At 45.3% G+C, this 25,658-nt stretch carries 23 protein-coding genes; 14 read left to right on the top strand and 9 right to left on the bottom strand.

Annotated features, from left to right (window positions below):
- Position 1 precedes the first annotated feature (1 nt).
- The 5 genes from BEL04_RS06260 to BEL04_RS06240 form a co-directional block, all read right to left on the bottom strand.
- On the bottom strand, positions 2 to 898 hold the full coding sequence (locus BEL04_RS06260) for a cbb3-type cytochrome c oxidase N-terminal domain-containing protein (protein WP_066001387.1): 897 nt from the start codon (positions 896 to 898) through the stop codon (positions 2 to 4).
- Between the two features lie 13 nt (positions 899 to 911).
- The gene (locus tag BEL04_RS06255) at positions 912 to 1,094 is read right to left on the bottom strand and encodes a hypothetical protein (RefSeq protein WP_066001384.1); all 183 of its coding nucleotides are present in this window, start codon (positions 1,092 to 1,094) and stop codon (positions 912 to 914) included.
- A 4-nt stretch (positions 1,095 to 1,098) separates the two neighbouring features.
- Positions 1,099 to 3,228 (bottom strand): cytochrome-c oxidase, cbb3-type subunit I, encoded by a 2,130-nt coding sequence (gene ccoN, locus BEL04_RS06250; protein ID WP_066001382.1) that lies wholly within the window; start codon positions 3,226 to 3,228, stop codon positions 1,099 to 1,101.
- A gap of 82 nt (positions 3,229 to 3,310) precedes the next feature.
- Entirely contained in the window at positions 3,311 to 3,469 is a 159-nt protein-coding gene (gene ccoS / locus BEL04_RS06245) for a cbb3-type cytochrome oxidase assembly protein CcoS (RefSeq protein ID WP_066001380.1), read from the bottom strand.
- A complete protein-coding gene (locus tag BEL04_RS06240; RefSeq protein WP_066001379.1) occupies positions 3,466 to 5,856 on the bottom strand; it encodes a heavy metal translocating P-type ATPase metal-binding domain-containing protein in 2,391 nt (796 codons plus the stop codon). Before BEL04_RS06240 ends, ccoS begins: the two co-directional genes overlap by 4 nt.
- A 133-nt stretch (positions 5,857 to 5,989) precedes the next feature.
- On the opposite strand from BEL04_RS06240, the gene BEL04_RS06235 reads away from it, so the two are divergent.
- The 5 genes from BEL04_RS06235 to BEL04_RS06215 all read left to right on the top strand — a co-directional run bounded on the left by BEL04_RS06235 (position 5,990) and on the right by BEL04_RS06215 (position 10,952).
- Complete coding sequence (locus BEL04_RS06235; protein ID WP_066001378.1) at positions 5,990 to 7,780, top strand: hypothetical protein; 1,791 nt, start codon at positions 5,990 to 5,992, stop codon at positions 7,778 to 7,780.
- Between the two features lie 8 nt (positions 7,781 to 7,788).
- Complete coding sequence (locus BEL04_RS06230; protein ID WP_066001376.1) at positions 7,789 to 8,598, top strand: DUF6544 family protein; 810 nt, start codon at positions 7,789 to 7,791, stop codon at positions 8,596 to 8,598.
- 119 nt (positions 8,599 to 8,717) lie between these two features.
- Entirely contained in the window at positions 8,718 to 9,581 is an 864-nt protein-coding gene (locus tag BEL04_RS06225; RefSeq protein ID WP_066001373.1) for a universal stress protein, read from the top strand.
- Positions 9,582 to 9,608: 27 nt separating this feature from the next.
- Positions 9,609 to 10,037 (top strand): hypothetical protein, encoded by a 429-nt coding sequence (locus tag BEL04_RS06220; protein WP_066001371.1) that lies wholly within the window; start codon positions 9,609 to 9,611, stop codon positions 10,035 to 10,037.
- A 9-nt stretch (positions 10,038 to 10,046) separates the two neighbouring features.
- Positions 10,047 to 10,952, top strand: a complete 906-nt coding sequence (locus BEL04_RS06215) for a universal stress protein (protein WP_139112931.1) — start codon at positions 10,047 to 10,049, stop codon at positions 10,950 to 10,952.
- Between the two features lie 78 nt (positions 10,953 to 11,030).
- On the opposite strand, the gene BEL04_RS06210 is transcribed toward BEL04_RS06215, so the two are convergent.
- Positions 11,031 to 11,852 (bottom strand): universal stress protein, encoded by an 822-nt coding sequence (locus tag BEL04_RS06210; RefSeq protein ID WP_066001366.1) that lies wholly within the window; start codon positions 11,850 to 11,852, stop codon positions 11,031 to 11,033.
- A 170-nt stretch (positions 11,853 to 12,022) separates the two neighbouring features.
- Here BEL04_RS06210 and BEL04_RS06205 point away from each other — a divergent pair, with 170 nt between their 5' ends.
- From BEL04_RS06205 to BEL04_RS06175, 7 genes are all read left to right on the top strand, one after another.
- Positions 12,023 to 12,649, top strand: a complete 627-nt coding sequence (locus tag BEL04_RS06205; protein WP_066001363.1) for a YceI family protein — start codon at positions 12,023 to 12,025, stop codon at positions 12,647 to 12,649.
- Positions 12,650 to 12,663: 14 nt separating this feature from the next.
- Positions 12,664 to 14,043, top strand: a complete 1,380-nt coding sequence (locus BEL04_RS06200) for a hypothetical protein (protein ID WP_066001361.1) — start codon at positions 12,664 to 12,666, stop codon at positions 14,041 to 14,043.
- A gap of 104 nt (positions 14,044 to 14,147) precedes the next feature.
- Positions 14,148 to 14,555 carry a hypothetical protein gene (locus BEL04_RS06195; RefSeq protein WP_066001358.1) on the top strand — a complete coding sequence of 136 codons (408 nt, stop codon included), beginning with the start codon at positions 14,148 to 14,150 and terminating at the stop codon, positions 14,553 to 14,555.
- A 57-nt stretch (positions 14,556 to 14,612) separates the two neighbouring features.
- Positions 14,613 to 15,239, top strand: coding sequence for a hypothetical protein (locus BEL04_RS06190; RefSeq protein WP_066001356.1), 627 nt, complete (start codon positions 14,613 to 14,615; stop codon positions 15,237 to 15,239).
- Positions 15,240 to 15,332: 93 nt separating this feature from the next.
- Entirely contained in the window at positions 15,333 to 16,451 is a 1,119-nt protein-coding gene (adhP, locus tag BEL04_RS06185) for an alcohol dehydrogenase AdhP (RefSeq protein ID WP_254659532.1), read from the top strand.
- A 70-nt stretch (positions 16,452 to 16,521) separates the two neighbouring features.
- Entirely contained in the window at positions 16,522 to 17,241 is a 720-nt protein-coding gene (locus BEL04_RS06180) for a TIGR00730 family Rossman fold protein (protein ID WP_066001350.1), read from the top strand.
- A gap of 19 nt (positions 17,242 to 17,260) precedes the next feature.
- Complete coding sequence (locus BEL04_RS06175; RefSeq protein WP_066001347.1) at positions 17,261 to 18,544, top strand: acetyl-CoA hydrolase/transferase family protein; 1,284 nt, start codon at positions 17,261 to 17,263, stop codon at positions 18,542 to 18,544.
- A gap of 161 nt (positions 18,545 to 18,705) precedes the next feature.
- Here the strand turns inward: BEL04_RS06175 and BEL04_RS06170 are convergent, their stop codons facing one another.
- The 3 genes from BEL04_RS06170 to BEL04_RS06160 all read right to left on the bottom strand — a co-directional run bounded on the left by BEL04_RS06170 (position 18,706) and on the right by BEL04_RS06160 (position 22,770).
- Positions 18,706 to 19,569: a universal stress protein gene (locus tag BEL04_RS06170; RefSeq protein ID WP_066001345.1), complete on the bottom strand. Its 864-nt coding sequence runs from the start codon at positions 19,567 to 19,569 to the stop codon at positions 18,706 to 18,708.
- A gap of 108 nt (positions 19,570 to 19,677) precedes the next feature.
- Positions 19,678 to 20,685 carry a type IX secretion system membrane protein PorP/SprF gene (locus tag BEL04_RS06165; protein WP_066001343.1) on the bottom strand — a complete coding sequence of 336 codons (1,008 nt, stop codon included), beginning with the start codon at positions 20,683 to 20,685 and terminating at the stop codon, positions 19,678 to 19,680.
- Positions 20,686 to 22,770: a gliding motility-associated C-terminal domain-containing protein gene (locus BEL04_RS06160; RefSeq protein ID WP_066001340.1), complete on the bottom strand. Its 2,085-nt coding sequence runs from the start codon at positions 22,768 to 22,770 to the stop codon at positions 20,686 to 20,688. It abuts the gene before it with no gap.
- Positions 22,771 to 23,021: 251 nt separating this feature from the next.
- On the opposite strand from BEL04_RS06160, the gene BEL04_RS06155 reads away from it, so the two are divergent.
- Positions 23,022 to 24,527, top strand: a complete 1,506-nt coding sequence (locus BEL04_RS06155) for a PAS domain-containing sensor histidine kinase (RefSeq protein WP_066001338.1) — start codon at positions 23,022 to 23,024, stop codon at positions 24,525 to 24,527.
- A gap of 126 nt (positions 24,528 to 24,653) precedes the next feature.
- Positions 24,654 to 25,658: a metallophosphoesterase gene (locus BEL04_RS06150; RefSeq protein WP_066001333.1), complete on the top strand. Its 1,005-nt coding sequence runs from the start codon at positions 24,654 to 24,656 to the stop codon at positions 25,656 to 25,658.

Raw genomic sequence — 25,658 nt, 5'->3', positions numbered from 1 at the left:
GTTATTTTGCGGCCAGTTTATTTGATTCTTCAGGTTCATTGATACCCTGCGGTTCTTTTGCACCCGCCGGGTGGCTGCCATGTAATGATTTTACGTAGTTGGCAACATCAGCTATGTCTTTCGGCGACAACTGTTTTTCCCAGGTCGGCATCCCTTTGGCCAGCACACCGTATTTGATAGTTTTAAACAGGTCGTTTATTTTATTGCCATGCAGCCAGTAATCGTCGGTAAGGTTAGGGCCAACATTGCCTTGAGCGTGGTCGCCGTGGCAGGGCGCGCATTTGCTTACAAATATGACCTGTCCTGCAGCAAGCACCGCCGGGTCTTTGGTTAGTTTAACTGTGTTTTCATCCACCTGGTTTGCCGCTTTGCTTAAGTATTCTTTTTTAGCGATCTCAGCCTGTGCAACTTCGGTTTTATATTCATCATACTGTAGCTGGCCTATTCCAAAAACGTGGTAAATCAGTAAATAACAGGCGGCAAAGGCAATAGTGGTGTAAAATAAACCCATAAACCAAGATGGGGTAGGGTTGTCCAGCTCTTGTATGCCGTCGTATTCATGTTCCATAATCAAATCTTTTTCCTGCGACAGCGGTTTTAACGAGAGCAGCTTATTCCAAACTTCCTCTTTTGATCGTTTAGCCTTTTTAGGCGGGTGTAGTTCGGCAGCTATTTGCTCTTCGGTATATCCCTGGCTTTTTAACGCAACCCTGGTCATCACCCTTACAGCGCGCAAAAGCACTAATAAAACCACCACGAATAGTAGCAGTGTAAAAAGTATGGCTCCATAGCCTATAACGTTCATTAAATTAGATGGAGCCTCATTGTCGTCGGCGGCCAACACCGGTTGCATAACCAGCAACAAGGGTGTCAGTATCAGTATTTTTTTCAGGTTCATGACGGTAATTATATTAATTGTGTGTTGTACTGCTCAAATTATCCTGCAAGGGCAAATCGCTCATGTGGTCGACATATTTTTTCTGCAAACGCAGCAGCACTATCGTAACTACAATGAAGAATACAAGAAATATGGCCAGCGAGAAAAGAAGGTAAACCTGGTTACCCTGTATATTTTCGGTGAATTGTTTAAACATGGCTTTAATTGTTGTTAGCTGTTTTTGAAGCTTTTATGTCGGTTCCGAGCCTTTGTAAATAAGCTATGATCGCAATGATTTCCTTGTTTTTCATCACTTTCATGTGGTTTTTAGCCAGGTCATCGGCGATGACCCCGGCTTGCTTATCCAAATCGCGATTGGCTGTTTTATCGTAACCAGCGGGGTATGGTACACCCAGTGTGCGCATTGCATTTATTTTAGCGGCGGTTAGCGAAGTATCCAATGTTTGCGAGATGAGCCAGTCGTAATTTGGCATGATACTGCCAGGCGACATTAACCGCGGATCCATCAGGTGGTTATAATGCCAGGCATTGCCGTACTTGCCGCCTTCGCGCGCCAGATCAGGCCCGGTGCGTTTCGAACCCCATAAAAACGGGTGATCGTAAACAAATTCGCCGGCTTTGCTATACTCACCATAGCGCTCCGTTTCAGAACGGAAAGGGCGGATAGTTTGCGAATGACAGTTGGAGCAGCCTTCGCGTATGTAAATGTCGCGCCCTTGTAACTCAAGCGGGGTATAAGGCTTAACGCTGGCAATAGTTGGTACATTTGATGAGATGGTCAGCGTAGGCATCAGCTCTATAAATGTGCCGATGAGTATCACCACCAGTGCTGCCAGCATCATTTTGATAGGCTTGCGCTCGAGCCTGCGGTGCCAGCTTAGTTCGGGCGTTATGGTGTGAACGGGTTCTAACGGCATAGCCTGTGCGGCCTCGTTGGCTACCAGCTTGCCTGCAAGCATAGTTTTTGCCAGGTTATACCCCATTACAATCACACCCAATAGATACAAGCTGCCGCCAACCGAACGCATCACGTGCATTGGGATGATGCGTAAAGTGGTTTCTAAAAAGCTCGAATATTTGAGTATACCTTCGGGTGTGAACTCTTTAAGCATTAAGCCTTGTGTAAAACCAGCCCAGTACATGGGGATGGCGTAAAACAGGATGCCCAGTGTGCCGATCCAGAAATGGAAGGATGCCAGTTTTTTAGAATACAATTCGGTTTTATAGATACGCGGTATCAGCCAGTATAGGATGGCAAAAGTTAAGAAACCGTTCCAGCCAAGAGCGCCAACGTGTACGTGTGCAATGATCCAGTCGGTAAAGTGGGCAATGGCGTTCACTTGTTTAAGCGAAAGCATGGGCCCTTCGAAGGTTGCCATACCGTAAGCGGTGAGGCCCACAACCATAAACTTAAGCACCACATCGTCGCGAACTTTATCCCAGGCACCGCGTAATGTCAGCAGACCGTTGATCATGCCACCCCAGCTTGGTGCAATAAGCATTACCGAAAATGCTACCCCCAGCGATTGTGCCCAGCCCGGCAATGTGGTATACAACAGGTGGTGCGGGCCGGCCCAGATATAGATAAATATCAGCGCCCAAAAGTGGAGTATACTAAGCTTGTACGAATAAATAGGCCTGTTTGCCATTTTAGGCAGGAAATAATACATCATGCCCAGGTATGGCGTGGTTAGAAAGAATGCAACGGCGTTGTGCCCGTACCACCACTGAACGAGGGCATCCTGAACGCCGGCATAAACCATATAGCTTTTAAATGCAGAAACAGGTAATTCGAATGAGTTTACAATATGTAATACCGCGATGGTTACAAACGTGGCAATGTAAAACCAGATGGCTACATACAAATGCCGCTCACGGCGTTTGAAGATCGTACCGAACATATTGATGCCGAATACTACCCATATCAGGGTAATGGCGATATCAATGGGCCATTCAAGCTCGGCATATTCATGAGAAGTAGTTAAACCGAGAGGTAAGGTTATTACCGCCGAAACAATAATGAGCTGCCAGCCCCAGAAGTGGATCTTGCTTAAAATATCGCTGAACATGCGCGCTTTAAGCAAGCGCTGAAGCGAATAATAAACGCCCATAAATATGGCGTTACCCACAAAGGCAAATATCACAGCATTGGTATGCAGCGGCCTGATGCGGCCGAACGTGGTATACTGGTTGCCCATATTGGCCGCAGGATGATATAGCTGAATGGCTACAATCAAGCCAACCAGCATGCCTATTATCCCCCAGATAACTGTGGCTATGCCAAAGTTGCGAACGATCTTGTTATCGTAGTAAAATTTTTCGGGTTGCATATATTGTATTGTTATGGTTGCAAAACTATTTGTGCGCTATCGGGCACGGAATGATATAAATTGGTTTTAAACATGATGGAAGTCACTTTTGAAGCTCATTATCATCCTCTTCGAGCAATATCCTTACGGAGGGAGTGTACAGATCATCGTTCTGCCCGCTGCGTTGTGCCCAGAAAAAAGCTGCTAAAAACACAAGTGCCAGCAAAACGCTGCACCCGATCAAAAAATAAATGATACTCATATTAACCTGCGTTTTTTTGCCATGAAATGTGTGGCGATGCTTGTGAATGAAATGATGGTTGCCGTACTGAGGGGCATTAAAATTGCCGCTATCAATGGCGAAAGATTGCCGGTTACAGCGTAACTTAACCCGATTAAATTGTAGGTAAGCGAAATCAAAAAAGATATGTGGATGATATTTACCGTATCTTTAGAAAACCTCAAAAATGAGGGTAGTTTATCAAATGATCTCCCATCCAGGATGGCATCGCTGCCGGGGGTGAAGTTGTTGACGTTATCGGTTACGGCCACACCCAGGTTGCTTTGTTTTAGTGCGCCCGAATCGTTGAGCCCGTCGCCAAACATCATTACGCAGCCTCCGCCGGTTTGCAGCTTGTCAATAAAGTCGAGCTTATCCTGCGGTGAGCTGTTGAAGAGCATTTTGTCTTCCACGGAGAAAAAGGATTTTAACCTGTTGCGTTCATAATCTTTGTCGCCCGATAAAAGGTAGGTATCGTAATCTTTTCCCAAACCTGGTAAAACATCAAGGCCGGGGCGGTACCGGTGTTCTAAAGCAAAATACCCTAAATACCGTTCGTTAATCATAAGGTGCACTTTGGTAACATCGCCGGCTTCGCCCGGCTGCCCAAAAACCAATTTGGAGTTGCCAATGCGCAGCTCATCACCGTCTATTGTTGCTAATATGCCCTTGCCCGGAATTTCGAGATAGGTTGACGTTTCGAGGCGTTTGGTTCCCTTTAATTCGCGGCACACCATCATGCTTAACGGGTGAGCCGAATTGATGCATGCGCTGTATACCAATTGCCTTTGCCTGTCGGTTAAAGCCAGTTCCTGTTTAATTTCGGTGTCATCGCTGGCGGTAATAGTCCCGGTTTTATCAAATACAAGGGTGTTAATGCCCGCCATCTGCTCAACTACAGCGGTATTTTTGAGATAGAAGAGGTTTTTATCGAAAATGCTTAACGCTGCCGACATGGTAAACGGCGTGCTCAATGCCAGTGCGCAGGGACAGGCCACTATTAATACCGCCGTAAACGCGGCAAAGCCGCGCCGGATATCGGAAGGCAGCCAGTATGACAACGATCCAAACGCAATAATGAGCAAAACAATGGTGAAATATTTGCTGACCTTTTGATTGAAGGTGCGCATCCGGTCATCCTGCTGCCGGGAAAATGCTTCGTTGTTCCACAGTTGTGTAAGATAGCTTTGCGAAACAGGTTTCACTACCTCCATCTCAAGAGCCTCACCGGTCTGACGGCCGCCTGCATATATAATTTCGCCCAAAACCTTGCCGACGGGCAGTGTTTCACCTGTCACGAAACTAAAATCAACCAGTGCGTTACCTTTAAGCAGTATAGCGTCAGCCGGGACTATTTCGTTATTGCGTATAATAATGCGATGCCCGACAGATAATTCGGATAACTTAACGGGCTTTTCGCCGTTTGGCGTGATGGTACTTACAGCAACCGGGAAAAACGAGCGGTAATCACGTTCGAACGACAGGTGGTGATAGGTTTTCTTTTGCACAAACTTACCTACAAGCAAAAAGAAAACAAGCCCGCAAAGTGTGTCGGCAAAGCCGGCGCCGGTATGGCTTGCTACTTCAAACAATGTCCTCAAAAACAAAACCGCGATGCCTAACGCAAGCGGGAAATCGATGTTCAATACCTTGTTACGCAGATTTTGCCATGCCGATTGAAAATATCCCCTGCCACTGTAAAAAACAACCGGCAGGGAAAACAGTACGTTAAGCCATCCAAAAAAGTGTTTGAAATTTTGCTCGTAAACCGACAATCCAAAATACTCGGGGAAGCTTAACAGCATCACGTTGCCAAAACAAAAACCTGCAACCGCTATTTTCTGTACCAGGTTATCTTTATTGGCATTGTTTTGATCCTTGATGATATCGTGTAAACTGATGAGCGGCTCATACCCGATATCGAATAATAACTCAACCAACTGCTGCAGGCTAAGTTTACGATGGTCGAACCGGATGCTCAACTGTTTTTTTAAAAAATCCACGCGGCAATAGTGGACGGCGGGGTTGATTTTATTCAATTGTTCGAGCAGCCAAAGGCACGAACTGCAGTGGATATGTGGAATGTAAAAGGTAACAATGCTTACATGGTCGTCGCTGTAATCGAGCAGTTCGCTAATAATGCCCGGTTCGCTCAGGTAATCAAAACGTTTATCGGTACGATTCCGTGTAGCGCCCGGATGATCGTTGTACTTGTAATAACTGCAAAGCTGGTTCGCAGATAAAACCTGGTAAACGCTTTTGCAACCGTGACAGCAAAACTGCTTGTCGTCAATTACATAATCGGTAGTCGTGCATTCGTCGCCGCAGTGGTAACAACAGGTTTTTTCGATGATTGCGCCTTGCTTCATTTCTTACTTTTTTTTGCGACCAAAAATCAGATTGAGCAGTGTGGAAAAGAATGACCGGAGACTTTTTAAAATGTGACGGTCGTCAATTTTTAAACGCAGACGTCTCGATAGTTTTGGCAAATACTTTTAAAATATGAGCCATACATTTCACATTCCCGTTTTAGGACTTGGTTATTCGGTAGATACGCCGCTAAAGGTGGCACGTTACGGCATCTCATCTGTAATGTCGATAGTCGACGATGAGTTAGTTGAGCGTATGCGCGAATATCATACCCGGGCAAATAATGACGAGTTTGTAGCAATCCCGAAGTCTGCTCCCGATAGCCGCGCCAGGCGCATCACTGCTTATCTTAATATGGTAAACAGGTATGTTAAGCGGCAGTTTGACGAATTGCAAAATCAGCAGTTTGCACCAGGGACAGACCTGTTAAAGTATTTTAACCTGCTGCCCGATGGTTCTCAACTGCGTCTGGGGTACGAATTAATGATGGAATATCCGGATAACGAACGCAAGCGCATTTTTCAAAATATATTGCGCAGCAGGATGACCATCGGCTCAATCGACGTAAATATTATGGCTAAAGTCGACAAGATGAACTTTGACGCTGCAGGCAACTACACCGGTAACGAAAATACCGATGCCTTAGCTGCCTTGCGCGGATTTGCCGAAAGCGAACTTGATTCATCCATCGTATTATCGGCGGGCATGAACCCTAAGCTTTACAGCTATATTGAAAATTTCGCCGATTTTTCCCCCGATACAAACGGCCATATCAAAAAACGGATCATCCTCAAGGTGAGTGATTTCCGGTCGGCATTGATACAGGCCAAATTCCTGGCCAAGAAAGGTTTGTGGGTTTCAGAGTTCCGTATCGAGTCGGGTTTGAACTGCGGCGGCCATGCTTTTGCCACAGAAGGTTATTTGCTTGGGCCGATACTGGAGGAGTTTAAGCAAAAGCGGCAGGAGATGCTTGATGAACTTTTTAACCTGTATCAACCCGTGTTAGCGGCCAGGCAGTTTACAATGGATAAAGCACCGCAGCAGCGCATCAGTGTACAAGGCGGTATAGGTACCGCAGACGAGAACAGCTTTTTAATGCGTAATTACCAGTTGGACGCAACTGGTTGGGGTAGCCCGTTTCTGTTAGTTCCGGAAGCTACCAATGTAGACGAAACTACACTGGTGCAACTTATCAATGCTACCGAAACGGATTACTATCTAAGCAATTCATCGCCCTTAGGCATTTTATTTAACAGCTTTAAACACAGCAGTATTGAGCAGCAACGCTTACAGCGTTTGGCAAAAAACAGGCCGGGTAGCCCATGCACAAAAAAATACCTCTGTACAAACACCGAGTTTACAGAGCAGCCCATTTGTACTGCCTCCAGGGAATATCAAAACTTAAAAATTAAACAATTGAATAACCTGGATCTGCCAAAGGACGAGCATGAGCAGCAATTTAACAGCATAACCGAGAAGATTTGCCTTTGCGAAGGTTTGTGTTCATCGGCTTATTTAAAGTACGAAATAAATAAGCCAAAGGAAAACGTTGCGGTGGCCGTATGTCCCGGCCCCAACCTGGCTTATTTTAGTAAAATCTATACGCTCGAAGAGATGGTAGGGCATATTTACGGAAAGGTTAATCTGCTCAATAACGTAGCCCGGCCGCATATTTTCATTAAAGAGCTGGAATTGTATATCGACTACCTGCAAAGTGATATACGCAGCCACATGAACGACCTGAACGAGAAAAAGAAGAAGTATTTTAACAAGTTTAAGGCCCAACTGCACGAAGGCATTAATTATTACAAGGACCGGTGCGCCGAATGGCTGCCTGCAGAAGCAGCCGGGCTTTTCAGGACATTCAGCGACGAACTCAACCGTATGGAAGGTAAGCTGCACAGTATATTGGCATTTGATTGACTTATTGTATGCTCTCACCGTCAGCAAGCGAATTTTATAATGCGGGGCTCAACACAGCCGAAAAGCTCAAGATGAGCGGACAAGTTTGCCGCCGGGCGGATGAACTGCCACCAATATTGCAACGTTACCTGGCTTTTTGCGGTATAACCGGAGATGAGTGTACACGCGAAGTGCAAATTGAGTGGAAAAATGCTATGCTAAAATTTTCGCCGCGGAGGCATTGGACCCACATCCGTTGTATACAAACCAATGTATTGCCTGAGCCTGTACGCCTGGTGTATATGAAAACGCTTTTGTGGAATTTTATCCCTTTTGATGCTGTTGACGAGTATATTAAAGGTACAGGCATAATGCTCATTAAGCTACTGAATCTATTTACTATTAGTAAAGCCGCAGGGCCCGAAATGGATAAAGCCGAATTGGTTACCATACTCGCAGAAACGATGCTTGTGCCAGCCTACGCATTGCAGTACTACATAAGCTGGGAAGTTGTCGATGATCTCTGCATAAAAGGTACCATCACACATAACCATATTACGGCCTCGGGTCTGTTTCATTTTGACGAAACCGGCTACCCGGTTTGCTTTGAAACAGAAGACCGGTATTATACTGCAAAAAATGGCAGTTACAGGCAGTATAAATGGAAAGCTTATTTAAAGTATTCCGGTAAGAAACATGCGCAGCAGTTTTCGGCAGTTTGGCAAATGCCGGGGGGCGATTACGAGTATTTTAAAGGGGAGATAGCCAAAGTGAGCTATGTGCCTTTTATTACATACGATACAAAAAAGGTCGGCGGTATACAATCGCTGCCCGCCTGAAAACCGCTGTTAACCAGTTATATAAACGTTGTCGGGTCACCAAAAATGGTGACCATGGTCACGGTTTATACTATCATTAATGAAGAGTTTTACGACAGTTAAACTAAACGGTAAAGACTATGAAAACGATAATGATAGCAACCGACTTTTCAGAAAACTCCATCCACGCAGCGCGTTACGGTTACGCGCTTGCACAACAGCTTCGTGCGGATGTGGTTCTTTGTAATGCTATGACCCTCCAGGCCGAACTACCACAAACCGGCTTTGTTGTCTGGCCATCCAATCAGTACGACATCATGATGGATGAAAGCGGGAAAGAACTGGAAAAGCTAAAAAACGAATTATACAAATTGAAAGCTGCCGGAGCATATACACCACATATATCCTGCGTTACACAGGGTGGTATGGCGGCCGAAGTTATAGAAGAAGTGGCTGCCGAATACAATGCAGATTTGATAATTACCGGAGCACATTCGCCAAATTTTGTGACCGAATTTGTGATCGGCGATCACACCAAAAGATTGGCAGATACCATTACAAAGCCTATGCTTACCATACCGGTAAATTTTAGTATTAAAGAGTTTAAACAGATAGCGCTGGCACTTGATCTGAATAATCCTGCCCAGGATCTGGCAATCACGTTGCAGGTGATTGCGCTGGCCAAAGCGTTGGACGCGAGGGTATTGCTTGCTCATATTTATGCTAACGGCGATATGAGCGCGGCTACCCGGCAAGCTTTGTACGATCAGTTAAATAACTTGGCACAAAAGGCCAATTATCATAAAATAGATACGATAGTGATTAAAGCCGAAAAGGTTAATACCGGCCTCGGCTGGCTATGCGAAAACAATAATATTCAGTTGTTGGCGATGAGCCATCACCTGCATGGTTTTTTCGATTCCATCATTCAGGTCAGCTATACCAAAAAAATGATCAGCCATATTTCAATTCCGTTAATGGTATTGCCGGTTGCAAATAAATAGAAATGTTAACCCTTAAAATAAAACGTTATGTTGATTATACCCCCAGACACTGAGCTTGAGTACGAGGTACAGGAGCTTTATATTTTGGCAAAGTACTGGCTAAACGATATTTCATTTGCCGAAGATGAATTGCGCTTTTTTAAAGATTTGCTTGTAAAATTTCATATAAATGCGCCGGAGGCCGGTTTAGGATCGCAATGGCAGCAATTTAACGAAAAAATAGCCGAACAGGAGCAAAACATAGCGAATCTCAAACTGGCTATCCCTAAATTTATAGCCTATTTAACCCCTTATGTCGGCGATCAGAAAAAGACCATGGACCTTAGCCTGCTCCAACGCTACAATGGTCTGGACGACGAGATAAAACAGTTACTTACAAGCGTTAAAATCACTAAAAGCGAATTGTTTGCTTGTGCCGAAAGCATACTTGAGCTGGGCAGGCAAAACGCCAAATAGTTTTAACATTTGAAACGCAATATCGAAATGGAAACGCTGGTTGTATTCACCGATTTTACGCTAAAGGCCGAAAACACAGCATTGTACGCCCTGGCTTTGGCGTCGCACATGAAAGCTGATATTGTACTTTGCCATGTGTTGCAGGCGGTAACGCCACAAAATAAATATGGTGAAGAGAACGAGAATGAGCGAACTGGTGCAGCCGAAGACATGGACGAACTGCTGCAACGATTGAGACGACGAGCTATGACGCTTGGCACCGACCGGTACAAACCCATGATAGCATGCTGCATAAAAACCGGAACTTTATCTTCGGCGTTGCGCAAAATTGCCGATACCGAAAACGTTTTAATGGCAGTATTGAGCGCACGCTGCACTGATAAATTAACTTCGTTATTGCTTGGGAGCAATACGCGCGAATTAATTGATCATGCTCAATATCCTGTTTTACTCATCCCGTACGAGGCCAGGTTTGATGGTTTTAAAAACCTGGTGTTTGCAACCGACTTGAGCGATGGCAGCGTATCCGCTTTGAACAGCTTATGCGACATGGCTAAGTATTTCGATTCCGAAATCATTATAACGCACATTAGCGATCGAGGCTTATTAGCTCATAACAATACCGTGTTGGAGAAATATTTCGACCGCGTTGACGCCGAAATCACCTATCCTAAAAAACGGTTCAAGATTATAAAAGACACCAATATATTACGTGGGCTTAAAACAATCCCTCAAAAACTGAACGCCGATATTTTGGCGATGGTGCACCGTAAACGCAATTACCTGCAACGGCTGTTTAACAAAAGCGTTTCGCACGCGATGGTCAATTACCCGGTCGGGCCGATGATTATCTTTCCGGCTGTGAATATTCGTGAACCGTTATTATTCTTCAGCAGCAATCCAACTCATGTATAATAAAAAGCCCCCGGTGAATTTTTCACCGGGGGCTTTTTATTGAAAATCAATGGATCCGATTCGTCCCGGGCGCTTAATTTAGTCGGGCAGCACCAATAATGGAGTAGCCTGTTTTTCCAGCATTTTAGTACTGTTGTCGGGTAACGGCATCCCATATAACTTGTGCTCGTGGTGTATCATTACGGTTAGGTCAGCTTCTACTTCGATAGCAAATCTTTCGAGTTGCTCGCTGACACTGCCGTTTGGTAACTGCTTGTAAGTCACATTCGGGTATTCAAATATCTGTTGAAAAAGATCGATGCATTGGTTTTGATCGAATTTGGCCGCGGCCCCGATGTGTGCAACTATAATATCGCTGTTATCAATTTTAGCCAGGTCGGTTAAGAATGCTACCGCCTTTGGATAAGCTTTCTTCAGATCGGATGAATAGATCACTGTATTTAACCCCTCGTAGCTTGCTTTATAGGGTACAAATAAAATCGGGCATTTAACTCCGGTTAAAACCGCATTGGTCTCGCCAAATACCAGGTAACTTAGCTCGGCATTGTTTTTTGCACCCATTACGATCAGATCGATCGCACGCTCATTTATCAGGTGATTAACATTAACCGTAAGATCGCCGAACTCGTTAAATATTTCGATCGCAGGTTTAAACTGGCCCGAAGGCTGGTGCTTGCCAAGCCGTGCAGCCAGGTTTGCCAGCTGCGCAAGGCTGTCTTTTTGTAATTCTTCCAGTTCCTCGTTACTTTCTGCATCTGTATGAACTCCGCTATAAACCGGCACATCGAGGGATTGATACAAAATAATGTTGGCGCCCGCCTTTTCGGCGAGTTTAAGGGCATATAAAGCAGCATTTTCGGCTTTATACGAAAGGTTCGTCAGTACAAGTATCTTTTTCATTTTAATATGATTTAATACCTTAAATATCGATACGTAATAAACCGGAACCAGTGATATTTATCACATACATTGCTGATATCCATCATCATACCCATTGACTTTTGTCATTTAACAGCTGCAATAAGCACCCTACTTTTGGGTATCATTAAAAACATAAAAAACAGACGGATATGAAAAATTTAAACAAATGGCGCATTGTTTCGGGCAGCATTCTCGCAGCAATAATCCTGACCGCAACAATCCAGGTTTCAAAAGCTCAAAACATTTATAAAGCCGTAAATGGTAAAGATTGCTTTATAAAAGTATTAGGATCATCCAACATTCACGACTGGACCATGATTTCGGCAACCAGCGATAGCCAGGGTGATTTTAAGTTCGATGGAGACCAATTAAAATCCATCAGTACGTTTACCTTATCGCTCGATGCAAAATCGCTTAAAAGCGAGCACGCATCAATGGACGAACGGACTTACAAATCAATTAAGGCCGAGCAGTTTCCGAAGATAGTTTTTAAGCTGGGTTCGGCAACAATTACCCCATCATCAAAAAACAAGTTTGCCATCAAGGCCAAAGGCGATTTAACCATCGCAGGCGTAACCCAAACCATTAACATGGATGTTACCGCCCTGGTGAATGCCGACAATACCATAACCTGTTCGGGCAGCCAAAAGCTTCAGTTACGCGACTACAAGATCGACCCGCCAAGCTTTATGCTGGGCGCTATGAAAGTAGCTAACGACCTGACCATTCAATTCAATATCAACTATAAAAAACAAAACCTTTTATCCAATAACTAACAACAATTAAAATCATGAAAACTAAAATTTTTACACTGCTTGGCTCTGTTGTAATTGTAGGGCTAAGTATACTGCCAACCGTGCTTAAAGCACAAGACGGGCAAATACAATATTTCCGCCCGAATGATAAACGAGGCATTAACGTATTTGAAACCTCAAAAGCCGATTCTGTAAAATTTACCGGTTTAAAAGTAAAAGTGGGTGGTGGTTTTACCATCAACTTTCAGGGCTTGCGGGCATCAAACACCGCGGTGCCGGTAACAAAAACAGTAGGTACTTCAACTGGTAATGTTAATAGCCTTACCCCGCTGATTGATGGTTTTAACCTGCCTATGGCTAACCTTAATTTTGATGTGCAACTGGCCGATGGCGTACGCTTAAACCTTACCTCATACCTCGCTTCGAGGCACCACGAAGAAACCTGGGTTAAAGGCGGTTACCTGCAAGTTGATAAGCTGCCGTTTTTACACAGCCAGTTTATTGATGGCATCATGAAAAACGTAACTTTTGTGATTGGCGAATACGACCTGGACTATGGCGACCAGCACTACCGCAGATCGGATGGCGGTAACACTATCTACAACCCCTTTGTCGAAAACTATGTGATGGACGAGTTTGCTACCGAACTGGGTATGCAGGCTTATTACAAATGCCCAAAAACCGGCTTGTTTGGCATGGTTGGTATTACCAATGGCGAACTTAACCCAACTACTATCGAGCCAACCAAAACCGACCCTGAAACCGGCGAATTGAATAAATATCCGCCAGCTTACTTAGGTAAACTGGGTTTTGACAAACAATTGACTACAGATCTGCGCTTAAGGATAACCGGCTCATTCTATTCGGTTAACAGTGCTAACAGCAGTACCTTGTTCGGCGGCGACCGTACCGGCTCAAACTATTATAACGTAATGTCGAACCCTGTTACAGCAGCCGGCACAACATTAACCCAGGCTATCGATTATAATGCTTTCTCAGGCAGGTTTAACCCTGGCTTTAGCGAAGAGAACCACAGCTTTATGGGTAACCTGTTTGTGAAATTCAAAGGACTTGAATTTTTCGGAACAGCAGAAACTGCCAAAGGCCGTACTATATCAGAGATCAATAACCGCGGAGCCCATCAATATGCAGGCGATCTGATCTATCGTTTCCCAGCTAAGACCGAAAACTTTTGGATAGGCTACCGTTATGATACCGTAACAGCTACCATTGTTGGTAACAGCACCGATGTTACTGTTAACCGTTCGGTAGGCTCTGCCGGTTGGTTCTTAACCAACAACATTATGCTGAGAGGCGAATATGTAAGCCAGGAATACAAAAACTTCGATTCGACCAATATTTTAAACGGAGGCAAGTTTAATGGTTTTATGATATCAGCAGCTATCGGCTTCTAAGGTCGAACTTTAATAAAGCAAAACCAATTGGTAACGGCCTTCTGAACAGATCATGAGGCCGTTACTTTTAATCCTTCTTTAAACAGAAGCAGCAGTTTAAGCAAATGAAAAAAGTTTTAACATCCGGCATATTTGCAGGCGTAGCACTATTTGTGATCAGTTATGGCAGCCTGTTTTTAGCTGTTAAGTTCTTTCCGTGGCTATTTGTCGAATATAACAGCCCACTATTTAACGCCACCGGCAGCAGGGATGTCCTTTTCTATCTGCACCCTTTTGTGATCAGCATGGCGCTATCGTGGTTTTGGGAGCGGTTTAAGAGCCTTTTTAAAGGGGCAATATTGCTGCGCGGGCTTGAGTTTGGACTGGTATATGCCATTATTGCTTTATTGCCTGTAATGTGGATATCGTTCAGTGCGCTGGATATTACCGTTTCGATAGTGGCAAGCTGGTTTATATATGGCCTGCTGCAGGCACTTATCGCCGGGATAATTTTCGCAAAGCTTAATCCATAAGCAACATGGCCATTATCAATTTACATGTCGTGATGATTTAAACCTCAATTAAGCACCATGTATACCAAACATCTGTTACCGCGATACTTTTTATTTGCATCTGCCATGATCATGTTGTGTGCTTATCTGCCCGGATCGGTAACCACCGAAACAAAAAAATGGGTGATAAACCAAAACAGCAGCCTTTGTGTTAACGGCAGTACAAATATCAACAAATTTGCGTGCGAGATACCCGATTACGACCAAACCGACACACTTACAATAGCCAGGGGCAGAAATGAGAAGGAGATAATACTTTCGGGATGTATTAACTTAAGGATACAAAGTTTTGATTGTCATAACGCTATTATGACGCACGACCTGCGGAGCACGTTAAAAGAAAAGCAGTTCCCCCGCTTGCGGATCAGTTTTTTAACACTTAGCGAGTTGCCTGAATTGTGCCCTAAACCGAAACCGATTACCGGTATGGTCAGCATCGAACTTGCAGGAGCGAGCAAGCGGTTCGAAATAAATTACCAGGCATCGGCTGATGCGCAAAAAAACATTCTGCTCGTAGGTTCGCGCGATGTTAACTTCTCCGATTTTAATCTGACCCCGCCGCGCAAACTGGGCGGTATGATCAGGACGAATGATAAACTCAATGTGCAATTCAGGCTACAGATAAAAGCATTGGACGTGCAATAAACAGAGTGATCAGCATCACTTTTTGTCGTGCATCGTATCATGCTGTACCTCACCGCCTATCAGTTACTTTGTTATACTAAAAACCATAACGATATGGAAACATTGACAAAAGCTCCGGCAGGAAAGGAAACGCTGTCCGGAATGTGCGAAGTTCCGCAAGGTATTTCGCTAAGAACCGATATCCCCCGAACAATGAAAGCGGCGGTAGTACGAGCATTTGGTGAGCCGCTCAAAATCGAGGAGGTACCGGTAAAAATGCCGAATAATAACCAGATACTGGTTAAAGTAATAGCCTGCGGTGTTTGCCACACCGATTTACATGCCGTTAACGGCGACTGGCCGGTTAAACCCGGCCTGCCGCTGATACCGGGGCATGAGGCAATAGGATATGTAGTGGCCAAAGGCTCGCTGGTTACGGGCGTTAGTGAGGGCGATATTGTAGGGGTACCGTGGCTGGCGAGTGCCTGCGGTTGCTGTGAATTTTGCATTACCGGCTGGGAAACACTTTGCGAAACACAGCAAAATGGCGGCTATAGTGTCGACGGCGGTTTTGCTGAATACGTGCTGGCCGATCCGCGGTACGTGGCCCATTTTCCGAAAGGGATAAATTTTACCGAGATGGCGCCTATTATCTGCGCCGGTGTAACGGTATACAAAGGATTAAAAGAAACCGAAGTTAAACCCGGCGAATGGGTTGCTATTTCTGGTATCGGCGGCCTGGGGCACCTGGCCATCCAATATGCTAAGGCTATGGGCATGCACGTGGCAGCAATTGATGTTGCCGATGATAAACTGGAACTGGCAACAAAACTCGGCGCCGAACTGACCGTGAACGCCAAAGAACAGGATCCGGGCGAATACCTGAAAAAGAAAACGGGTGGGATGCACGGCGTGCTGGTAACGGCAGTTTCGCCCATTGCTTTTCAGCAAGGGATTTCGGCACTGCGGCGTAAAGGTGTAATCGCGCTTAACGGGTTGCCAAAAGGCAGCTTCGATCTGCCTATATTTCAAACCGTACTTAACCGGTATACGGTTCGGGGTTCGATTGTAGGTACCCGCAAGGATATGCAGGAAGCCATTGCGTTTGCAGTAGAAGGCAAAGTAAAAGCTACCGTGAAGACTGCAAAGCTCGAAGAGATCAATCATGTATTTGATGAAATGAAAAGTGGCCTGATAGACGGGCGCATCGTGCTGCAAATAGCACAACCTTAATTGATTTGACACACCCGGGAAAGTGAAGATCAGGCCTTCCCGGGTTTATGAAAGATATAAGCCTAAACCAATGAACAGTGCCGAGATACAATTTTTGCAGGGACCACGGTCGCGCTTTAAAGAACTTAAGTTCACGTTGCAAACTACCATTGATTTGATTCGTGGGTTACGCGCGCTTCACTTTATTGGCCCCTGTGTTACTTTTTTTGGCTCGGCCAGGTTTAAAGAAGGTCATCCGTATTATGCGCTCACCCGCGAGGCGGCATCGTCAATAGCCAGGTTGGGATTCACTGTGATGACGGGAGGTGGGCCGGGACTAATGGAGGCAGCCAACCGCGGCGCCCGCGATGTGGGCGGGCGATCGGTTGGCTGTAACATTCAATTGCCCGTTGAGCAGGCGCCCAATCCGTATCTGGATAAGTGGGTCAATATGAATCACTTTTTTCTGCGGAAGGTGTTGCTGGTAAAATACTCGTTTGCGTTTATTGTACTGCCTGGCGGTTTCGGCACTATGGATGAATACTTTGAAGCGTTAACGCTTATCCAAACGCACAAGATAGCCGAGTTTCCGGTCATTATTTTAGGAAAAGAGTATCACCGGGAATTAATACAGCATATTGAGACAATGAAGGCGAACGGGGCTATAAATGCTCCTGATACTTCGCTGTTCCTCGTTACCGACGACATAACCGAGGCTGTGGCGCTTATTCAAGAAAAAAGTATAAAAAAATTCGGGTTAAAACCTCATAAAGCAATCAAACCATCCAAATGGTTATTTGAACACCACTAAAACCAAGCAACAAGATCCCATGATCGAAATCAACTACATATCAGCCGATGAGGCGCTAAAGGTTGTCCGTCCCGGAAACCGTGTTTTTATTCATGGCAGCGCAGCAACGCCTGCCCATCTGGTAAGCGCTTTGCAAAACCGTCATAACGAATTATACAACGTCGAACTGGTGAGTATAACAACATTAGGCGATGTGAATTTTGACAGGCCTGAGCACCGCAAATCGTTCTTCTTTAACTCATTATTTGTTTCGGCAGTAACGCGCAATGTGGCCAATAGTGAGGATGGCGATTATGTACCGATATTTTTAAGCGAGATACCGCAGCTTTTCCGTCGGAACATCCTGCCTATCGATGTTGCGCTTATACAGGTTTCGCCGCCCGATGCGCATGGATATTGCTCATTGGGTACATCGGTAGATATTGCGCGGGCCGCAGTTGATACCGCCAAATACATCATAGCGCAGGTGAACCCCCTGATGCCGCGGACGCATGGCGAAAGTTTTGTTCATATCAGTAAAATAAACGCCATGGTATGGCATAAATCCGAGTTACCCGAGGTTAACTATTCGGGCGAAAGCAATGCCATTATCGAGAAAATAGGCTACCACGTAGCATCGTTGGTTGAAAACGGCGCGACACTTCAATTAGGAATAGGCGGCATACCCGACCAGGTTTTGAAAAACCTCACCACGCACAAAAACCTCGGCTTGCACACCGAGATGTTTTCGGATGGAATTATCCCCCTTATCGAGCGGGGGATCATTGATAACAGCCTGAAGAAGCTCAACCGTGGCCGCTCTGTCACCTCGTTCATTACCGGTACACGTAAATTATACGATTTTGTTAATGACAACCCCGGTATAAGAGTGATGGATATAAGTTATGTGAACGATACCAGCATCATCCGCCAAAATCCCAAAGTTACTGCCATCAATAGCGCAATTGAGATCGACCTTACCGGGCAGGTGTGCTCAGATTCAATCGGCACTTACCAATATTCGGGGATAGGAGGGCAGATGGATTTTATACGCGGGGCATCATTGTCAGAAGGTGGCAAACCTATTATCGCTTTGCCGTCGCAAACAAATAAAGGCGTAAGCCGCATAACGCCGCTGTTAAAACAAGGGGCCGGCGTAGTTACCACCCGTGGCCACGTACACTGGGTAGTAACAGAATATGGCATGGTAGATCTGTTTGGCAAAAACTTAAAGCAACGAGCCCTGGCATTAATAGATCTGGCACACCCGGATCACCGCGAAAATCTGGAGCGCAGTTATTTTGACAGGTTTGAACATGCCTGAGTTACCTGGGCGCGCGAAATCATCGCAGCGTTAAAAAAGTATTGTTACAATAAAACGTTTGAGATTAGTGTAGGTTGAGGATACAGTGCATGTTTAAAAATGGCTGTAAAAAAGAAGGGCCGGCTTAAAGTGCGGCCCTTTCTTTTCAATCAAACTAAACACTACAGAACTATCGCTTTGTTAACCGCCGGAAAAATCAATAGCGGCAACGATGAATAACGTGCCATGCGTTGTACATGGCTATGGTTAAATAACCGGTCGAGCAGGTTATGCCTGCGATGTATCATTACAAACATTTCAAGTTCGCGTTGCTCTAAAAGCAAATTCAGGCCGGTATCAATATCGCCGGCCACTATGCCACGATAATAGATATTAGGATAATTAGCCTGGTTGGTCACAGTCGATAAAAAGTCTGAAACACTGTGCTGATCATCTTCCTGGAACACGTGCAGCAGCAATATTTCGGCATTAAAAGCGCGTGCCAAAGTTGCCAGTGAGCAAATAATATTGATATCGCCCATGCTGAAGTCGGTTGCAAAAGCAATCGTTTTGATGGGTTTAAATTTTGCATGAGGCGGTATCAGTAATAATGGCAGTTCGGCTTTTTCGATCATCTCGTGGCTGGTGCTCCCGGCCAGGAACCTGTTAATTTTGCTGGTATCCCACAAGCCCATAACTACCAGATTGATGTCATGATCTTTAGCTACCCTTTTTACCGTATCGGCAACATTACCCGCCAGGCAACTATAGCTGATTTGTGGTTGAAATACCGTGTCTTTCCGCTCTTCATTTCTAAATAAAAGGCGGTTGGCAAGTATTTTTAATTCCTGGTCTGCATCCCTTTTTAGCGTTGGGTACCCCTCAAGCGGCCAGGTAACCTGGGCAGCCATGTGCGTTTCTGTCGGTACTTTTATAGCATTGAGTAACTTGACCCCGGATTTTGTATACCGGGCGAGTTCTACAGCATACTTTGCGGCGTTTTCTGCTGCAGGTGAGAAATCAGTTGGTACCAGTATCGTTTTCATGGTCTGAATTATTGGTATAACTCAAAATTCCATATTAAAGAACTATGAATAGATGATGCTGGTCACTATTAAGGATGATCTTAGATTAATTTCTATGACTTGCTGTGGCTACCAGGTATGGCGTGGAGTACGGACGTTGTAACGGTTATTTAAAAGTATGCCCAACATAAGCTCGTGTGTCCCTTTGCTTACCGTATTAAAATCAGAAATAGCATAATCGTAAGCATAACCCACCGTAAATAAAGCAGTAATGTTAAGGCCGATACTTGCCGTAACCGCATCGTCCTTACGATAAGAACCACCCAGCCAGAACACGTCCCTGAAGGCGGTTTTTAAGTTAATATCGAGGTTGAGTGGCGTATTGGCAGCAGGGTTCACAACAACCGAGGGTAAAAATGTAATGTCGTCTGATGGATATAGTTTACAACCTGCCGTAACGAAGTACTGCGTTGTGCTTTTTAACTGCCCGTTTGAACTACTGCCACCGAAACTAAGATTTTGTGGAATAAGCTGCTGGGCCGATGCGCCTATAAAAAATCCAGGCCCGTATGCCCAAATACCTACCGCTGCATCGGGATTAAATTTGGTTTGGCCGTTTGGGCCGGCAACCGGGTCGATAGGGTTATTAAATATTAACTGGCCGGAGTTCAGGGTTGCTCCGTTAACGCCGGCTGAAACGCCTACAGCCAGGTTAAAACGATCGCCAAGCAACATGTGATAAGCATAGCCTGCATTAAAATGTGTTTGATTAAAAGCACCCGCTTTATCGCTGATGATGCTGATGCCGATGCCGCCGTGGCTAAGAGAAGCTTCGTAACTCTCCAGGTCGGCACGCCCAACGGGGTTATCTGTATTGCGGATGATCTGTCCGTAATCGCCCTGTGTAAAAAGACTGTTTAACGGAATGCTTGCGGTAACGTAACCTGTAGTTGGAGCACCTTGCAAACCTGTCCACTGGCTGCGATAACCTGTTTTAATATCCAGGTAGGTCTCTATCCCCGCAACGGCGGGGTTTATAAGCAGCTCGTTAAAAGTATACTGGGTGTACTGGGGCAGTTGCTGGGCTAATATTCTAACAGGAAGCAGTAGTAAAATGGTTAGTAAACGTTTATTCATCTACCTCACCAAATTAACTGATCCTGATATCGAGCTTGAGCTGTTTTTCAGATCGATAATATAAAAATATGCTCCTGAGGGTAATTCAGTATTTTTGAAACGGCCGTCCCATGATGATTGATAGCCTGTTGATGCAAAAACAACCTGGCCCGAGCGGTTAAAAATCTTAACAGAACAGTTTGGATATTTGCTTAAGAACGGAATTTCCCATCTGTCATTTATCCCATCATTATTGGGGCTAAAGGCATTAGGTATACTTTTTTCAGACAAGCCGCTGCCTGGTGCTTCGGCAGGTGTGGTAAACTGCAAAGTATTGCCATAAGTTATTCCGGTGCAATAATTAGCGCCAACGATGCGGAAATAATAAGTGGTCGAGGGTTGTAGTTTGTTAACAACGGCGGTAAAAGCGGTGTTGCCTAAAGATCCTGATAACGGTGTTGTACCTGTAGTCGGTTTTATAACTATAGAGTTCGACATATCCGAAAGAGTAGCCAATTCAAACACAACTGATGTAATTAACGCTCCGGCAGCATCAACCATGCCGTGTAAAGTTGCACCATCCGGGCTAATACCTGTTGCGGCATTGGTTACTACTTGTGGCAGCTTACAGGGTACACCATAACCACTTGCGGCTATCCAGGCAATACCCTTACCATTAGAGTGGCCATACCCGCCCATAACCGAATAAATACCATCGGCACTTAACGAAACCGAGTTACCCGCGTACGAGCCATTAGTAGCATCAGCGCCGGTTATTTGTGTAAAGGGTGTCCAGGTTGTATCGCTACGGGTGTAAACCCAACCTGCGCCGGTGGCGCTATTGTTGTTTAACCCGCCAAATAACAATACGGTGCCATCGGCATTAAGGCTAACCGAACAACCTTGTAAGGCTTTACCCACGGTATCGATCGATATCACTTTTTTGCCCATTTGTTTCCAGGTGTTGGCATTGGCCGTGGTATCGCGCTTATATATCCACACAGCTCCTGTTTGGGTATGATCGGTATAACCGCCTATGGCCGCTATGTTACCATCGGCACTTATGGCAACGGCATGGCCCTGGTTGGGGTGATTAACATAACCCGCGCCAACCAGCATGCTATCCTGCCGCAGCCAGGTATTGTTTTTACGCACAAATATCCATGCTGCACCAATGCCTACGCTATCGGTATGGCCGCCCATAATAAAAGTATTACCATCGGCGCTTAAGGAAACAGACTGATCTGCGGCTGTATCGGCTGCCGAACCCTTAGCAGTCAGCCTGGGGCCTTGCTGCGCCCACACGGTATCTTTACGGGTAAATACATAAGCCGCGCCGGCCCTACCGCTATCGGCCGGAGCTTCGGCTACAAGCGTATTGCCATCTGCGCTTAACGATACTGATGAGCCTAATCCTATAGGTGAAGTACCTGTAGCGGTTAATTTCAAACCTTGTTGTTTCCAAACGGTATCGGTACGTGTAAATACCCAAATGGCGCCATGCCCATGGTTATCGGCAGGGCCGCCAACAATTGCCGTGTTACCATCGGCACTGATAGCTACCGAGGTACCCTGGGCCGGCAAGCCGATTGTATCTTTGCCTACCAGTTTAGCTCCCTGCTGCTTACCACTATAAGTATATATCCAGGCAGCGCCGGTGTTGTTATGATCTTTAGGGCCGCCAACAATGGCGGTATAACCGGTTGAACTGAAAGCTACGCTGGTGCCTTGTGCCGCTGCGCCCGAAGTGTCTTTACCGATCAGTTTAGTTCCCTGTATGCCGCCCGGATTAGGAGTAACCACCAACATAAAGTTTGTAGCGCTGACGGCTTTACCGTGCGCGTTTACTATTGTAATATTGCCTGATTCGGCGCCCGGCATAACCATAGCTACCATTTTGAGGCCGGTATTTGATAATACTATAGCCGCTTTACCGCCGATTTTAACAGAGGTGGGGTTGCCCATATCGGTGCCGGTAATGGTTATCAAAGTTCCGGGAACACCAACATTAGGCAGGAACGAGGTAATAGTTATGGCCGAAACTTTTACAGAGAACAGTATAAGGATAGCTAAGCACAGGCTAATCCTGATCGATATGCGGTTCATAGTTAATTGTGATTGGTGAATAGCTGCTTAAATTTATAAAAATAAATAGGAATACTAAAATCTGCCTCAAATTTGGCAGGATGAGCAAAATTTAATACATGATATACGTGCTGTTTTTGCGATTAAAGCAAAATTGTATTTTAGCGTTATATCCTGTCCAAAGTAAATAATGCAATCGGGCGAACAATGAGCTTAATTATTTGTATAAATAGCGTACCTGCTGATCTAAACGGGGCAATAATAGTTATAACATGCCGAAAACCTTACCTCTTGCCAAACAAATAAAAGAATTACAGGAAAAGCTTGCGTGGTATGAGGAGCGTGAACTGGAGTTGAGGGAGCGTGAGGCGCGGCTGCAGATGGCTGTTGATGCCATTAAATTTGGCACCTGGGATTATCACCCCTTAACAGGTGAACTAAGCTGGTCTGACGAGTGTAAGAAAATTTACGGCTTTACCGGTGATACCGAGATCAATATGAAGGTATTCTCAGAGCATATCTATCCTGCAGACTATGATTTTGTAAATAATGAAATACAAAAAGCGATGGACCCGGCTGGAGAAGGTAACTATGATATCGCTTATCGGATTACCCGCTTTGATAATGCTGGTGTGAGATGGATAAGAGCCAAAGGAAAAGTGTATTTTAATGAAAAAAAGCAAGCAGAACGATTTATAGGCACGGTGACCGATATTACTGATACTAAAACCGCAGAAGAAAAGAATGCAAAGCTTGCCGCGATAGTCGATTCGTCGGACGATGCCATTGTGAGTAAGACACTGGAGGGGATAATCACCAGTTGGAACCAATCTGCCGAACGTACATTTGGTTATACCGCCGAAGAGATGATAGGACAGTCAATACTGAAGATCATTCCACCCGACAGGCATCATGAAGAGGTCGAGATATTATCAAAATTAAGAAGGGGTGAGCGGATGGAACATTTCGAAACCAGGCGGATGAAAAAAAATGGCGAACAACTGGACGTATCACTGACCATTTCGCCAATGCGCGATTCGCAGAATAATATTATCGGCCTTTCGAAGATAGCACGCGACATTACCGAAAAAAAACAGGAAGAAGTTCGCAAAAACGACTTTATAGCGATGGTTAGCCATGAGTTGAAAACCCCGCTTACGTCGCTGCGGTCATACATCCAGGTACTGCTTGTCAAGGCCGGAGATGATGAAGAACCTTTTAAGATAAACGCATTAAAACGAGCCGACATCCAGACCAAAAAAATGGCTGCCATGATACAGGATTTTTTGAACCTGGCCAAACTTGAGGAAGGTAAAATATCGCTGAACAAAACCCGGTTCGACTTGGATGAGCTCATAAAAGAGATCACCGACGACGCACAATATTTTACATCGGCGCACACCATTAAAACCGAAACACATCCGGGTGTAATAATCGAAGCTGACAGGGATAAAATAGGGCAGGTGCTTATGAACCTGGTGAGTAATGCTATCAAATATTCACCCAGGGGAGGGGAGATAATCGTCGGTTTTGAGCAGAAAGATAATAATGTTGAGATTTACGTTATCGATAACGGTGTGGGTATTAACCCTGTCGATCAGAAAAATCTCTTCAAACGGTTTTACAGAGTAAAGAACGAGGAGATCAGAACCATATCCGGTTTCGGCATCGGGCTTTACCTCGTTGCCGAAATAATGCGCTATCATAATAGCGAAATTAAGGTTAAAAGTGAGGAAGGGGTAGGTTCCCGATTTAGCTTTCAGCTACCCATAATCTGAGTCAGCTTCCATCAAGCACATTTCATCAAGTATTTCCGGCACTTCATGTAAAATAATTCGCCCATAGCCATAGTCTGTGTTTTTTAGCGGTGCAATTCAAAATTAATCACTTAAAAAAACAAAGCTATGGAAGACCACTTGCAACCTGAAGACCACGCAAAACCGGCAATTAACAATGACGGCATTGATCGTCGCGGATTTTTAGAATGTATGGCCTGGGCAGGTACCGGGGTAATCTGGATGATGTCGGGCGGTATCTTAAAATCATTCGGCATGAGCCAGATGATCGATCAATCGACCGGTGCGCTGAAAAAAGGCCTGGCAATACCCAAGTCTGATTTTACCTTTGCCCAGATAAGCGACAGCCACATCGGTTTTAACAAGGCGGCTAACCCCGATGTAGTGGGCACATTAAACGCCGCAATCTCGAAAATAAATAACATGCCGGTAGCACCATCGTTTGTGTTGCATACCGGCGATTTAACACACCTTGCCCAGGCCGATGAGTTTGATACCCTGGAGCAATCGTTGAAAAGTGTAAAAACCGAAAAGATATTTTATGTACCAGGCGAGCACGACGTTACCGATAACGGTAAACTGTACCTGGAGCGTTTTGGCAAAGGCACACAGGGCGATGGCTGGTACAGCTTCGATTCGCATGGTGTTCATTTTATCGGTTTAAATAACGTTACCAACCATGTTGACGGTGGTTTGGGTTATGTTGGCCCGGCGCAGCTAAAATGGCTCGAAGCCGATTTGAAACCCCTGTCGAACAGTACACCTGTTGTTGTATTCGCGCACATCCCGTTATGGGCCATTTACCCGCAATGGGGCTGGGGGACCGACGATAGCGCACAGGTACTGGCCTTGCTAAAACGTTTCGGTTCGGTATCGGTACTGAACGGCCACATCCACCAAACTATACAAAAAGTTGAAGGCAACATAACCTTCCACACCGCAAATTCGACGGCTTTCCCGCAACCGGCGCCAGGCTCGGCCCCGGCTCCCGGCCCGATGAAAGTGCCCGCCGAAAAACTACGCAGCTATTTAGGTTTAACCAGCGTAAATTATGTAGAACACGATCACACCCTGGCGATTACCGACTCACCATTAATTGAAGGCGATAAATGA

The organism is Mucilaginibacter sp. PPCGB 2223 (assembly GCF_001705515.1).
Lineage (GTDB): Bacteria > Bacteroidota > Bacteroidia > Sphingobacteriales > Sphingobacteriaceae > Mucilaginibacter.
The sequence above is the reverse complement of the archived record's forward strand: the minus strand, read 5'-3'. Positions and strand labels throughout refer to the sequence as shown.

Excerpts from the sequence above, each read along its gene's own strand:
- BEL04_RS06260 (WP_066001387.1), bottom strand. The coding sequence starts at position 898 with ATGAACCTGAAAAAAATACTGATACTGACACCCTTGTTGCTGGTTATG.
- BEL04_RS06255 (WP_066001384.1), bottom strand. The coding sequence starts at position 1,094 with ATGTTTAAACAATTCACCGAAAATATACAGGGTAACCAGGTTTACCTT.
- ccoN (WP_066001382.1), bottom strand. The coding sequence starts at position 3,228 with ATGCAACCCGAAAAATTTTACTACGATAACAAGATCGTTCGCAACTTT.
- ccoS (WP_066001380.1), bottom strand. The coding sequence starts at position 3,469 with ATGAGTATCATTTATTTTTTGATCGGGTGCAGCGTTTTGCTGGCACTT.
- BEL04_RS06240 (WP_066001379.1), bottom strand. The coding sequence starts at position 5,856 with ATGAAGCAAGGCGCAATCATCGAAAAAACCTGTTGTTACCACTGCGGC.
- BEL04_RS06235 (WP_066001378.1), top strand. The coding sequence starts at position 5,990 with ATGAGCCATACATTTCACATTCCCGTTTTAGGACTTGGTTATTCGGTA.
- BEL04_RS06230 (WP_066001376.1), top strand. The coding sequence starts at position 7,789 with ATGCTCTCACCGTCAGCAAGCGAATTTTATAATGCGGGGCTCAACACA.
- BEL04_RS06225 (WP_066001373.1), top strand. The coding sequence starts at position 8,718 with ATGAAAACGATAATGATAGCAACCGACTTTTCAGAAAACTCCATCCAC.
- BEL04_RS06220 (WP_066001371.1), top strand. The coding sequence starts at position 9,609 with ATGTTGATTATACCCCCAGACACTGAGCTTGAGTACGAGGTACAGGAG.
- BEL04_RS06210 (WP_066001366.1), bottom strand. The coding sequence starts at position 11,852 with ATGAAAAAGATACTTGTACTGACGAACCTTTCGTATAAAGCCGAAAAT.
- BEL04_RS06205 (WP_066001363.1), top strand. The coding sequence starts at position 12,023 with ATGAAAAATTTAAACAAATGGCGCATTGTTTCGGGCAGCATTCTCGCA.
- BEL04_RS06200 (WP_066001361.1), top strand. The coding sequence starts at position 12,664 with ATGAAAACTAAAATTTTTACACTGCTTGGCTCTGTTGTAATTGTAGGG.
- BEL04_RS06195 (WP_066001358.1), top strand. The coding sequence starts at position 14,148 with ATGAAAAAAGTTTTAACATCCGGCATATTTGCAGGCGTAGCACTATTT.
- BEL04_RS06190 (WP_066001356.1), top strand. The coding sequence starts at position 14,613 with ATGTATACCAAACATCTGTTACCGCGATACTTTTTATTTGCATCTGCC.
- adhP (WP_254659532.1), top strand. The coding sequence starts at position 15,333 with ATGGAAACATTGACAAAAGCTCCGGCAGGAAAGGAAACGCTGTCCGGA.
- BEL04_RS06180 (WP_066001350.1), top strand. The coding sequence starts at position 16,522 with ATGAACAGTGCCGAGATACAATTTTTGCAGGGACCACGGTCGCGCTTT.
- BEL04_RS06175 (WP_066001347.1), top strand. The coding sequence starts at position 17,261 with ATGATCGAAATCAACTACATATCAGCCGATGAGGCGCTAAAGGTTGTC.
- BEL04_RS06170 (WP_066001345.1), bottom strand. The coding sequence starts at position 19,569 with ATGAAAACGATACTGGTACCAACTGATTTCTCACCTGCAGCAGAAAAC.
- BEL04_RS06165 (WP_066001343.1), bottom strand. The coding sequence starts at position 20,685 with ATGAATAAACGTTTACTAACCATTTTACTACTGCTTCCTGTTAGAATA.
- BEL04_RS06160 (WP_066001340.1), bottom strand. The coding sequence starts at position 22,770 with ATGAACCGCATATCGATCAGGATTAGCCTGTGCTTAGCTATCCTTATA.
- BEL04_RS06155 (WP_066001338.1), top strand. The coding sequence starts at position 23,022 with ATGCCGAAAACCTTACCTCTTGCCAAACAAATAAAAGAATTACAGGAA.
- BEL04_RS06150 (WP_066001333.1), top strand. The coding sequence starts at position 24,654 with ATGGAAGACCACTTGCAACCTGAAGACCACGCAAAACCGGCAATTAAC.